7 protein-coding genes and 3 pseudogenes are annotated in these 13628 nt (G+C 33.3%); 6 read left to right on the top strand and 4 right to left on the bottom strand.

Annotated features, from left to right (window positions below):
* Positions 1–494: 494 nt before the first annotated feature.
* The 3 pseudogenes from bioD (at position 495) to AC1RYN_RS15355 (ending at position 3726) form a co-directional block, all read left to right on the top strand.
* Positions 495–1107: pseudogene (gene bioD / locus AC1RYN_RS15365) on the top strand (dethiobiotin synthase).
* A gap of 95 nt (positions 1108–1202) precedes the next feature.
* A pseudogene (gene bioA / locus AC1RYN_RS15360) lies at positions 1203–2473 on the top strand (adenosylmethionine--8-amino-7-oxononanoate transaminase).
* 75 nt (positions 2474–2548) lie between these two features.
* Positions 2549–3726, top strand: a pseudogene (locus tag AC1RYN_RS15355) (beta-ketoacyl synthase N-terminal-like domain-containing protein).
* 39 nt (positions 3727–3765) lie between these two features.
* On the opposite strand, the gene AC1RYN_RS15350 reads toward AC1RYN_RS15355, so the two are convergent.
* The 4 genes from AC1RYN_RS15350 to AC1RYN_RS15335 all read right to left on the bottom strand — a co-directional run bounded on the left by AC1RYN_RS15350 (position 3766) and on the right by AC1RYN_RS15335 (position 8450).
* Entirely contained in the window at positions 3766–4005 is a 240-nt protein-coding gene (locus tag AC1RYN_RS15350) for a hypothetical protein (RefSeq protein ID WP_481807651.1), read from the bottom strand.
* A 243-nt stretch (positions 4006–4248) separates the two neighbouring features.
* On the bottom strand, positions 4249–5451 hold the full coding sequence (locus tag AC1RYN_RS15345) for a hypothetical protein (protein WP_481807650.1): 1203 nt from the start codon (positions 5449–5451) through the stop codon (positions 4249–4251).
* Positions 5452–5945: 494 nt separating this feature from the next.
* Positions 5946–7157, bottom strand: coding sequence for an Ig-like domain-containing protein (locus AC1RYN_RS15340; protein ID WP_481807649.1), 1212 nt, complete (start codon positions 7155–7157; stop codon positions 5946–5948).
* Between the two features lie 816 nt (positions 7158–7973).
* Positions 7974–8450 carry a regulatory protein RecX gene (locus tag AC1RYN_RS15335; RefSeq protein WP_481807648.1) on the bottom strand — a complete coding sequence of 159 codons (477 nt, stop codon included), beginning with the start codon at positions 8448–8450 and terminating at the stop codon, positions 7974–7976.
* A gap of 423 nt (positions 8451–8873) precedes the next feature.
* Here AC1RYN_RS15335 and AC1RYN_RS15330 point away from each other — a divergent pair, with 423 nt between their 5' ends.
* The 3 genes from AC1RYN_RS15330 to AC1RYN_RS15320 all read left to right on the top strand — a co-directional run bounded on the left by AC1RYN_RS15330 (position 8874) and on the right by AC1RYN_RS15320 (position 12953).
* Positions 8874–11465 (top strand): beta strand repeat-containing protein, encoded by a 2592-nt coding sequence (locus tag AC1RYN_RS15330; protein ID WP_481807647.1) that lies wholly within the window; start codon positions 8874–8876, stop codon positions 11463–11465.
* Positions 11466–11535: 70 nt separating this feature from the next.
* On the top strand, positions 11536–12000 hold the full coding sequence (locus tag AC1RYN_RS15325) for a hypothetical protein (RefSeq protein WP_481807646.1): 465 nt from the start codon (positions 11536–11538) through the stop codon (positions 11998–12000).
* Entirely contained in the window at positions 11997–12953 is a 957-nt protein-coding gene (locus tag AC1RYN_RS15320) for a T9SS sorting signal type C domain-containing protein (protein WP_481807645.1), read from the top strand. Before AC1RYN_RS15325 ends, AC1RYN_RS15320 begins: the two co-directional genes overlap by 4 nt.
* Positions 12954–13628: the final 675 nt, after the last annotated feature.

Below are 13628 nucleotides of genomic sequence, written 5' to 3'. Positions count from 1 at the left end.
TTGTGTATAGTCTACTGGTTCAGTTATATGCCTAAGGTTAATACATGCTCCTGTTGTTAGGGAGGCAGCACCTACTGTATTTGTTTTATAAAAGATTAAACAAGATTACCTTAAGTACAAAAGACAGTTTATATGAAACCTATTTTGATGTTAGGTTAAATATGGAATTATATAAAACTTTTGGATTTGCGTTGACTCCGTTTATCGTTTTGTTCTTAATTGGATTTTTATATAATGAATTTTCAAAACAACCAGGATTTCAAATAACCGATTTTAATAATTCTCAATTAATTAGTGTTTTTACAGTGGTGGCTTTTTCTATTTTGTCTATGGGATTGGCACTGGAGTGGTGGGTACATTATTTTTATGGCAAATACGCTAAAGAAATAAAGAAGGTTATAGATCGATTAAAAAGAATAATCAAAAACAATAAACCCATCGTAATGATGGGTTTTGTTTTTATTGGTATTTTTGCACTCAATAAAAACAAGGGAATGAAACTATTTATTACAGGTATTTCTACCGATGTTGGTAAAACAATTGCTTCGGCTATTATCGTAGAAGCATTAGAAGCAGATTATTGGAAACCAATTCAGGCAGGTGATTTAGATAACTCAGATACAGGAAAAGTTCAGTCAAAAATTTCGAATAAAAAATCTCAATTTCATAAAAATTCATACGCATTAAATACACTGCAAGTCCTCATTTGGCTGCAGAAATTGATGGCGTTATTATCGATTTGAATGAGATAACAGAACCACAAACTGATAATCATTTGGTTATTGAAAGGGCAGGAGGGTTTTTTAAGTAAATAATAAGGAATTTGTAATTGATTTAATTAACCAAATTATTAAAGTTATAGTGGTTTCTAGGCATTATTTAGGAAGCATCAATCATACAGTGCTAACAATAGAAGCTTTGAAGAGCCGAAAATTAAATATTGCAGGAATTATTTTTAGCGGAAGCGAAAATAAATCTTCTGAAGCTATTATTTTAAATAGTACAGGGGTAAAATGTATTGGACGAATTGATGAAGAACCTTATTTTGACCAAAATGTAATTCGCGAATACGCCGATTTATTTCGAGAGAATCTTTTAGGACTGTAAAATGTTTTTTGTGGAAAGTAAAATGCATTCCACAACTTGCAGTATACATTTTACAAAAAATACATTTTACTTTTTACAAATAAACATTTCACAAAATGACATTATCAGAGAAAGACAGCCAATATCTTTGGCATCCTTATACACAGCATAAAACAGCAGTAGTTCCAATTGCTATTTCTCGAGGAGAAGGAGCGTTGCTTTGGGATGAAAATAATAAAGAATATATAGATGCGATTGCCTCTTGGTGGGTTAACCCTTTTGGGCATAGTAATCGGTTTATTGCAGATGCAATTTACAAACAGTTAACTACGCTGGAACACGTTTTGTTTGGCGGATTTACACATGAACCAGCAATTGTTCTTGCTGAAAGATTAATTGAAATTTTACCTAAAAACCAACAGAAAATTTTCTTCTCAGATAATGGTTCTACAGCGGTAAAGTTGCGATAAAAGTGGCTTTGCAATATTTTTTTAATAAAGGTGAAAAACGTACTACGATTATTGCTTTTGAAAATGCTTTTCATGGAGATACGTTTGCTGCGATGGCTGCAAGTGGAATTTCTTTTTACACACAGGCATTTCAAGGAATGTTTATAGATGTAGTTCGAATTCCAGCTCCAGTAAAAGGACAAGAGCAAGAGAGTTTTGATGCATTAAAAAGAGTAATAGAAGAGAAGAATTGTGCAGGGTTTATTTTTAAACCATTAGTTCAGGGAGCAGCAGGAATGGTTATGCATGAGCCAGAAGCACTAGAAACTTTAATTAAGATTTGTGCAGCAAATAATGTTCTTACAATTGCCGATGAAGTGATGACAGGTTTTGGTAAAACTGGTAAAACATTTGCAATGGATTATCTAATTGAAAAACCTGATATGATGTGTCTTTCAAAAGCACTAACAGGAGGGACAATTCCGATGGCCATTACTACTTTTACTCAAGACGTTTTTGATGCTTTTTATGATGACGATATTAATAAAGCATTGTTTCATGGACATACTTTTACAGCTAATCCTACAGGATGCGCCGCAGCTTTGGCAAGTATTGATTTGTTGCAAACTCAAGAAATGCAAGACAATATCGAGCGTGTAAACAAAAGGCATCTTAATTTTCAGAATAAAATAAAAAATCATTCAAGAGTTGTTACAACCAGAGTGTTAGGAGTTATTTTTGCATTAGAAATAAAATCTAATTCAGAAGAAAGTTATTACGGATCGATGAGAACCAAACTTTATAATTTCTTTATTGATAAAGGAGTTATTCTAAGACCAGTTGGGAATATAGTTTACATTTTGCCACCATATATTATTAGTGATGAGCAACTTGAAAAAGTATATTCGATTATAGAAGAAGCTATAGAAATGGTTTGATTATAGGACTTTAGACTTCTTGAATTTAATTAAAAATAAAATCCTGTAAATTTTGCAGTTAATAAAATAAGAACATTGAATAAAAAAATCGCAATTACTTCCTTTTCTTCTATTTCGCCTTTAGGAAACAATCCAAAAGACGTTTGGGAGAATTATTTGAGTAATAAACATTGTTTTACTTTGCAGGAATTGGATAAACAAGAAACTCCAGTTGCTGCACTTGATGCTGATTCTAAACAAATTGTAGATCAGGTTCGTAATTCGGATATTAAATATAAATTTCTTGACAACAGTGTTTTGTTTGCTTTAGCAGCATCACGACAGGCGATAAAAAATTCTGCATGGGACTCAGAGGCTGTTTTTGGAATTAATATTGGTTCTTCTCGTGGAGCTACCGATTTATTCGAAAAACATTATCAGGAATATCTAGAAACAGGAAAAGCACAGACATTGGCTTCGCCAACAACTACATTAGGGAATATATCGTCTTGGATAGCGCATGATTTACAGAGTTCTGGCCCAGAAATCTCCCATTCTATTACTTGCTCTACAGCCTTACATGCTTTATTAAATGGTGTAGCATGGTTAAGAGCAGGTATGGTCGACAAATTTTTGGTAGGAGGTAGTGAAGCTCCGTTGACCGATTTTACGATTGCACAAATGCGCGCTTTAAAAATTTATTCCAGAGTAGATTTAAATACCGATAAATGGCCCAATTTGGCATTTGATTTAAATAAAACTCAGAATACGATGGTCTTGGGCGAAGGGGCAGCAGTTTGTTGTCTTGAAGCTGGAGAAAAAGAAAATGCGATTGCTTATATTACTGGAGTAGGATATGCTACAGAAGTTTTGGAGCACAATATATCTATTTCGGCAGAAGCAACTTGTTTTCAAAAATCTATGAAAATGGCTTTAAAAGAAATAAGTCCAGAAGATGTAGATGTAATTGTAATGCATGCACCAGGAACAATAAAGGGGATTTAACAGAATACAGAGCAATCCAAAAAATATTCGACCCAACAGATGGAACTAAGCTTCCTTTGCTTACTACCAATAAATGGAAGATCGGACATACTTTTGGAGCTTCAGGAATATTGAGTGTAGAAATGGCAATTTTAATGATGCAGCACAATACATTTATTGGAGTTCCTTTTGCAGAAGAGCAAAAACAAACAAAACCTATAAAAAAGATTTTAATTAATGCAGTAGGTTTTGGAGGGAATGCAGTAAGTATTTTAATAGAAAAAGCATAATAAAATAGGCTATCATTTTTTTGATAGCCTATTTTGTTTTTAATCAATAGTAAGATGTGGGTTTAGAATTTCGGCTAGTTGATTTAACCAATATAACCCGTGGTCTAATTCTTTTGTGTGGTGTTCTAATGTTTCATTTCTTCTAATTATGGTCAAAGCAATTACGTAGTTTAGGTTGCGAATTATTTTAGCTATAGATTCAGGAGGTACGTCCTTATTAAAAAATTCGATAAGTTTTTCAGGGTCGTAGCTTGTAGTGGGTGTGTTTTTTGCATTCATAATGTGAGAATTTTAGAATATAAAACCCTTGTACGTTAGTGGTTCTAATGCTTCTCACGGCATTTGTCGAGCGTTTCCACTTCGACCCACATAATACAAGGGTAGTCTTTTAGTTTCTAATATAAGAAAATCCGCTCAATATAACGACTTCTCTTATCAATAAAAAACAATTAATCTATCACTTCTTAACCTTATCTTTCTAGTTTTGACTTTCAGGCTAGTTCTGAATAACCTCTTTTTTTATTACAAAATTATCTTTTTTGTAATTATTGAATTGTCCTCAGTTTTAACTTTGACAATTACAATTTGATTAGGAACGATTAGTTCTCCAGTACTAAATGTGGTATTATTTATAGTGTCTTTTTTATATATAACCTTTCCTAATATATCATAGATAATGATAGAATTGATTTTTTTGTCATTTGAAGAAACCTGAATTTGCTTATTTTGATGAAAAACTAGGATTCCGTTTTCTGCCAATGTTGGTTTGTCAATTCCTAATGTTTTTTGAGTAAAACGTAAAGAAAATCGATCATTAAAAGTTCCTGATTCAGATTTAAAAAGGTAGCGAGAATCTTTTAAATTGGTTGTAATGTTGGTTGTTTTATCAGTCAAGAACACTTTTTGATCGTGGAAAAAACCATCCAAACTTTCGATTCCAATAGTATATTCGCCAGCAGTATCAGTAATGATTCCTAAAGGAATGACCTCGTTTTCATCAAAAGGTAAGCTACGACCTTGGATTACTAGATTTTCGTTATTTAAAATAGAATAGATTGCCGTTCCTGCTGAATATGATGGACCGTCATAAGCTTCATCTAAATCATTTGTTGCACCTGTTATGTATCCTAAAAGTGTTTCATTGTAAAGGCCTGCTTCATTTTTTATATTTAACCAAACTCTATTTTTTTCGATAGTTGTTATCGTTTCTTTCTCTGTTTTTGAAGCTCTGGAAAACTCATTGTTTTTAGAATTTGTTTTAATTCTCATGGCATTATTATAGGTTAATTTGCCTGATTTTTTAGCCTGTACAAAGAAACTTTGACCACTAGCAATATTACCTGTCATTTTTTCACCACCACAAGTAGAACAGAATGCTGCATCTCCAGAACTAGTTGCTCCAGTAGCATTGTATGAAATGTAATCAGATGGGCTATAATGATATTCTCCATTTGGACCAGCTACAGAGCTTATACGTGTATTATGTGTCCAGAAATAAAAAGTTCCTTTTATAAGCGCTTTATTTTGCTCATAAAATAAGTCAGCACTTAATGCTGATGGATATGGATTTCCTATTAGATTGGTTGTAAATTCTCCAACAGTAAACACATCTACATTTGTAACACCATTGTTTGGTTTTCCAATAAAAGTTGCTGTGTATGGTAATTTAATGTCTAGATTGGTATTATAAGGGGCTCTTACAATATAGCCATATCCAGGTTTCATTTCTAATGAGCCACTACTATTAAGTTCCCATCCTTTGTCAGTGCTATAAGTATAGTATCTATTTCCTGTAAATTTGGCGATAGCATTTTTAATGTAAATTTTAGTCGGGAGCTAATGGAGATGACCAATAAGTGTAATCAGTTGAGTACATTGGCTTTGATATTCTTTCCATCTCAAACGAACCTATAGATCCAGTATATGTTGTATTGTCGTTTGTTTGAACTAATGCGCCTGCATTTTTTATAATTAAAGTACCATCATTAACAATGTTATTATTTACAACTAAGGTTTCACCTTCATTGATTGTAACTTTTATTTTTGATTTTATAACTAATTTATTTACGTTAGCTAATATTTCGTATGATTGTAGGGGTCTTGTTTTACTATCATAGTTTCCTTCTATAATAGCGTCTGTATTGGCATTTGGATAACCATTTTTCCAACGCTTGCCAGTCCAGATTACTGTTTTGATAAGAGGCTCTTTAACAAGTCAGTTACTGTAGCCGAAGAATAACTTTTTTGTTATTAATTGTATATGTAAAAGAAGTTGTTCCTGTAAAATTTGGAGCAGGTGTGAAAGTAGCCTCCTTAGTGCTACTAATAATTACTGTTCCCTCCGTGCTTAGTGGTTGTTTTGTAATTTCAATATTTTGCAACGATTCTGATCCAATTATGTCATTGTCTAAAATTGGAATATCAATGGCTTGATTCATTTCGGTGGTGGCAGAATCGCTAATGGCTGTTAATGTTTTAACATCTGATACGATTCCAACAATTGTTGGTCCTAATGTGCCTCCATTATCGTGAATAAAGAGAAAGTCCTGATAATTTTGAGGAGCCTCGTAAAGATAAATTCTTATATATACAGGTTTGTTTTCTAAAGCTACTGTTCCACTCGGAAAAGTTAATGAGACATCTGTGTTTTTGTCTAAAATCGTATTGGTATCTGCAAGGATAGTTCCGTTTGAAGGAAATGAACTATCTGTAGAGAATCTTACCTGATATTTTCTTGGACCATTTCTGGTTATTGAGTTATACCTAAATTTTAATTCGGATAGTGTTATTTTATAGCCCTCTTTAGGTTCAAGACTGAATTGAATATATTTATCATAATTTATTGCACTAGGAATTGAATTGATTCTGAAATTACCATAATTAGCATCAAAACTCATTCCGTTTACAGTAATGTCTGAAGCAGTAATATTATAATCAGAAACAGCTGGAGCCGTTTTTTGTGAAGCTCCATTCCAAATGACTAAACCAGATGAAAGAGGTAAAACAATAACAAACACTTTACCTGTTGAAGATTTAGAACTGTTTTTTATAGTATAGGTAAATGATGATTTACCTGTAAAACTAGGTGCAGGTTGAAAAGTAATGCTATTGTCAGGATTTATAATTACTGTTCCTTCAGTAGGCGAAGGTGGGGATGCAATGGATAGACTTGAAATAGAACTGGTTCCCTTTGTATCATTCTTTAATACATTTATTGTTATAGACCTCCCCTCATCTGTAGTTGCATTATCATCATTAGCATTAATATCTTTTTTATCATAAGATATTATGCTGCCTTTTATGGTTGGAATTGTGTTACCAGGCTCTTTAATTGTATGTGAATTCATTAAAAATAGTGGTGCCTCAAGCCATCCATTAATAGGTACTTTATAGCCATATATTCGGATGTATAAAGTCTCTTTATCTTGCAAACTAATGTCGGCTAAACTTATAGATTTGTTTGTTTTTTCGCTTCTAGCTGCTTCGTTTAATAATAAAGTACTTGTTTTGAAATCATCTTTTGAATAGCGAACTTCATATTGTGTTACATTTGGATTAGCTTTATAAGTAAAATCAAAAGAAGAAAGTTTTAATTTATAACCAGACTTTGCGCTAACTGTAAATTGAATGTATTTGTTTTCATCTTTAACAAAATTTGTGGGCCACGGATAAGCTTTAAAACCTTCGTAATCAACTGCGTTAAGAGTTGTATTTTTTCCGGCTGTGATATTTCCTGCATTAACAGCATTAGGAGAAAGTATAGTAGTTGGTGTTGTTACTGTTGTACCACCTCATTTTACTAAATCAACAATTTGTCCAAATCCAAAAAAAGGTAATAATAAAAAAGAAAGTATAAATTTTCTCATATAAGTAGGCTAGGTTTTTTGTGCTTTTTTAGGTGCATTTTTTTTTAAACGCGCAAAAGTACATCTACTTACGAGGTAAAATTGTTAACAGGATTTAAATTTTCAAAATTTTCGACAAAGTGTTTAAAAACTCGACAAAGAGCAACTAAAGTTAGTTTTTTAGCGCTTTTACTTACAATTAATTTGCTTAATTTAAGCGTAAATCACTTGTAAATGGTGGTATATGGATATGAATTGAGTTTTTAGAAATGATCTTGTATTTAAGAAATCGATTGAATTATTTGTAGATAATTTTAATAGATATAATTTGTAGAATAAATAAGCTAAGTTTAGATTTAGCCAATATTAAAAATGGGTGTCATTTTTCCATAAAGTAGAAAATTATTTTGCTTCGGCTTCCAGTTCTTTTACCTTTTCATATACCATATTACTTTCATAGCCTCGACGTAGTATATAATCGCAAAATTTTTTGCGTTTTTTAAGCGGGTTATTTTCATGTATGCCATCCCAACATTTTTGAGCTAACTTTTCAAATGTTTCTATATATTCTTCATTACTAATTCCTGAGAGAGCAAGATTAATATTGGTAGAAGTAATATGGCGGGCTTTGAGTTCGTTTACGATTCTTATTTTTCCCCATTGCTTTATTCTATGTTTTCCTTGGGCAAAACTACAGGCAAAGCGGGTTTCATTAAGAAAATTGTCTGTAATAAGTTGTACAACAATAGCGTCTATCTCGTCAGAAGTCATTTTCAGGCTATATAGTTTAGACACAACTTCATCATGACAGCGCTCTTGATAAGCACAAAAATGCTCTAATTTTTGCAAAGCTTCTTTGGGAGTACAATCTGATTTCATACCGTTTATTGTCGTTTTAATATTGAACAAAAAACAAATGTAAAGCTTTAATTTTTTTTCAGAAGATTGTTTTGCTTTGAAAGTCTATTTTAGGAATAATCTCTTGAAAAACATATTAACAAATAATGCTGCTTATGTGATATTGCTGGTTATTTTGTTAAATATTTTATAATAATATAATTTTAACCGTTGTAGCGCATGATAATATGAACAATATTACAACTGGGTTTGATTTTTTTTCTTTAAATTTAATAATGTATTTTATAATTGTCTTTGCCCCAGGATGTTATGGAATTTTTATTTTCCTTTAGAGAAAAGGATAGGCTATTAATTAATTTCTTCAATTAATACTGCTATCTTTTTATTACCACTCATAAACATCACAAAGAGTTAGTTGATTTTTTTATCATTAAACCTACTATTATGAGAATAAAATTATCTTTGTTTTTCTGTTTTATTAGTATTTATTCATGGTCACAGACCACAAACACATTTACAACAAGTAGTACATTTACCGTTCCTGCTGGTGTTACTAGTATTACCGCTAAGGCTTGGGGTGGAGGTGGATCTGGAGGTGGAGCCAGTGGTGCTGGTTTACTTGCAGGAAGAGGTGCTGCTGGAGGAGGAGGAGGAGCTTATGTAAGCTCTGTACTTACAGTTACTCCTGGAGCAGGTTTGAATGTGGTTGTTGCAAGCCAGACATCTGGTACAACAGGAGCAAATGGTACAGCGGGAGGGAATTCTACAATTACAGGTTTTGAAGCTTCATTTTTGGCAGTCGGAGGATCAGGAGGAGGTGCTAATAATACAGGAACTGCACCAGGTGCGACAGCAGGTGGTACAGTTGCAGCGTCGGCAGGAACAACCAGGATAGCTGGTGTTGCAGGAGGTGCAGGTAATTCAGCATTATTATCATTAGGTCTTTTCTCAGGAGCTGGCGGAGCTGGCGGAAATTCTGGAGGTGCCGGAGGAGGTGCTAATTCAAGTGTAATTTTGGGAACCGCGCCTGGAAATATAGGTACTGCCCCTGGTGGAGGTGGAGGTGGAGCAATAAATTCTGCATTAGGGGCAGCTCAAATTGGAGGTACAGGAGGAGCGGGTGAAGTATCGATTACTTATACTTGTCCAACTTATAATATTACAGGCACTAGCGCAACAAATGTGTGCTTATCTGTAGGTACAACATCTACAATATCAGTAACGTCGAGTGGAGTATTGTTGCCTGTTGGTAATTACGTCGTTACTTATAATAGGAGTAGTCCTAGTGCTACTGGACTAACTGCAAATATGACGGTTGGGATAGCAGGTACGGGAACGTTTACAGCAACAGGATTGACTGCTTTAGGTTCTAGTACTATAACAATTACTAATCTTACTTCAGGAACTTGTTCGTCTAATATAACGACTAATAATACTGCTACTGTAACAATATCCGAAGCCACAGTTGGAGGAACAGTAAATGGAGGAACAACTATTTGTTCTGGAAGCACGAGTGCTTTGTTAACATTATCAGGACATACAGGATCTGTTGTTAAGTGGCAATATGCTGTAAGTCCATTTTCTTCATGGAATGATATAAATAATACCAGTACAATTTATACTTCTGATGCATTAACTGCAACCACAGAATTTAGGGCAGTTGTTCTGAGTGGAGCTTGTTCTTTGGCTACTTCTGTAGCAACTACAGTAACTATAAATCCTTTGCCAACTATTACCTTAGCTGCTTCAGCAGCAAATATTTGTTTTAATGTAAGTGCCCAAAACACTACTTTAACTTATAGTGCTACTACAGAAACTCCAACTACCTATAGTATTGTCTGGAATGCTTCGCCTAGTAATACTTTTGTAGCGGTTACAGACGCCTCATTATCGGCAAGCCCGATTACAATTGCTGTTCCTGCGGGTACAGTAGGAGGTACTTATACAGGTATGTTGACAGTTAAAAATGCAGCTGGTTGTGTTAGTTCTGGTACAAGTTTTTCCGTTACAGTAAATGATTTACCGACGATAACCCTATCAGCAGCTACAGCAAGCGTTTGTTTCAATACAAGTGCCCAAAATACCACTTTGGCTTATAGTGCTACTACAGGAACTCCAACTACCTATAGTATTGTTTGGAATACTTCACCTAGTAATACTTTTGCAGCGATTACAAACGCATCATTATCAGCAAGCCCCATTACAATTGCCATTCCTGCGGGTACAGTAGGAGGTACTTATACGGGTACATTAATAGTTAAAAATGGAGCTGGTTGCGTTAGTTCTGGTACAAGTTTTACTGTAACAGTAAATGATTTACCAACGATAACAACAACAGGAACAATTATAAGTGTTTGTACGAGTTCTAGCGCACAAAATGCAACATTAACATATACTGCAACTACAGGAACTCTCTTAACGTATAGTATAGATTGGGACGCAACAGCAAATACTAATTTATTAGCAGATCAGCTCAATACTTCTTTTGCTTTTTCACCAACAGGAGGTAATATAAATACGATTGTAGTTCCTGCAAATGTTGTAGGAGGGACCTACTCAGGCGTAATGACAATTGCAGATGCGAATTGTAGCACAACGCAGGCAGTATCTATAACGATTAATTCTACACCAACAGCTCCAATAGTCGGATTGGTTACACCTCCGACTTGTACAATTCCCTTTGGAAGTGTTGCCCTAAGTGGGCTCCCTTCAGGGAATTGGACTATAGTGACAAATCCAGTCACGAGTACTACTTCGGGTTCTGGATCGAGTACAGTTATTACAAATCTTACACCAAATACCTATACTTTTACTGTAAGTAATTCGGTAACTGGTTGTATTTCTACAGCCTCGCTTCCTGCTACTGTTCCGAGTTTAGTTACCAATTATTGGAATGGCTCAGGATGGACTAATGGTACTCCAAATATTAATCAGAATATTGTTTTTTCGGGAAATTGTACCTTCTCTAACGGGAACAGCAGGAGATTTAAATGGATGCTCTTGTCAAGTAAATGCAGGAATCAAAGTTGTATTTAACTCTGGAGCTACATTGTCTATCGTAAATGCGGTTAATGTTAGCTTGAGTTTAGGAACTAGTTTGACCTTTATGAATAATGCGAGCTTGATGCAAACGAATAATGTTTCTAATTCAGGCAATATTATTTATAACCGAACAACGACAGCAATGAATGCGTTAGATTATACGTATTGGTCTTCTCCAGTATCTGGACAGAAGTTTAATTTACTATCGCCAAATTCTGATCCCAATAAGTTGTATTCATATAATAATGGATGGGTAGCCGAGTTACCAACCAATACTATGACAGCTGGTAAAGGATATCTTATTAGGGTTCCAAAAGCAGGGACATGGCCAAATGGGGAAATAGTTAGTTATCCTTATTCCCAGTCAGTTTCGTTTACTGGGATACCAAATAATGGAAACATAACAGGCCAGACAATTACAGTATTAGATGAGCCTTATTTAATTGGTAATCCATATCCTTTGGCAATGGATGCAAAAGCTTTTTTAACAGCAAATGATCTTATTTTAGAAGGGACACTGTATTTTTGACGAACAATACACCCATTGCGGATAGCGGAAACTTAGGCTTTACATATACAGCAAATGATTATGCTGTTTATAATTTTACAGGAGGAACAGCAACTTCAGCAGCATTAAATCCAGGAGTTAATAATTCAGTTCCTTTAGGTCAGATTGCCTCGGGGCAGTCTTTTTTTGCTAAAAGTATAGCTTCAAGTGGAACAATTGTTTTTAATAATAATATGAGGATAGCTGGAAATAATACTCAGTTTTATAGACCTGCAAAGGGAGCCAATGAAGCTTTTGTTGAAGAAGGTCGTATATGGCTAAATTTAACGAATACGAATGGTTTTTTTAAGCAAGTACTTATCGGATATGTTGACGGGGCTACAAATGAATATGATAACAAGTATGATGGAGCCAAATTTGATGTGGAACAAATGGCAGATTTGTATAGTATAGCTTCAGATAAAAAATATATAATCCAAGGACGTGCCTTGCCTTTTGATGTTAGTGATACAATACCGTTGGGATATAGCTCGGAAATTATTGGCAATTATACTATTACAATTGACCGTTCAGATGGATTATTAGCAAATCAAGAGGTATATCTTGAAGATAGAGTAACTAACACCGTACATAATTTGTACAATGGAGGATATACTTTTGCTACAAAAACCGGAGTTTTCGAGGATAGATTTGTATTGCGATATACTAATAAAACTTTAGGGACGGAAGAATTTGATACGTCTAAAAATTTGATTTTGGTTGCTGTTGAAGATAAAGAAATTAAAATTAGTACACATGATCAAACTATAGATAAGGTATTTATATATGACATCTCAGGCAAATTGATATATAAAAAAGAAGCAGTTGAAAATTCTAAATTAATTATTGAAAATTTAAAATTAAGTAATCAGGTTTTAGTGGTAAAAGTAGTTTTAGATAATAAACTTGTTGAAACAAAGAAAGTGATTTACTAAATACAGTTTAGTTAGATTTTAAAGACCATTTGCTGAAAGGCAAATGGTTTTTTGTTTTTAGAGAAAACGGTTATATTGAGTTATAATTTTATTTTCTTGTTTTTAAGTTTGTTCGATTAAGATATGAATTTTCGAGCCCTTAAATGTAAGTTTTTACTTAGTAAATATAAATGTTGACATTATAACTGTGTATTTAAACGAATATTTAGGTAGAATAACGAATATTTGTTTTCCAAAAAAAAAAATCTTGTAAGAGGTTTTTTTTTGTGCTTTATTTGGTGCGGATTTGTTAAAATTAACAATTTTTAATATGTAATTAACTAATAATCAATAATTTGTTAAGTTTTTAAAATTTGGAAATTTATATAAAATGACTTAGGGTTAAATCACTTGAAAGTAAAAACCTACAACGTGTTGAGTTTATTTTTTGAAGTGTAATAAAAATTGAAAATAAAAAAATAATAGACGCTGATTTACTGAATGTTATTAAAAAAATATTAAGTAATGAATTGTTAAAATAAAATTGCTAATAACGAGTCAATAAAATGATTGACAAAGAAATATCATACCAAAATAAATTTATAATTCTATGGATAGAAAACTACTATTAACTATTGCTCTATTATTTACTTTTTTAATTAATTATGGACAATGTCTTAATTATCCAGCTTCTGA

The organism is Flavobacterium sp. TC780 (genome assembly GCF_056783245.1).
This window is presented reverse-complemented; position numbering and strand designations above follow the sequence as displayed.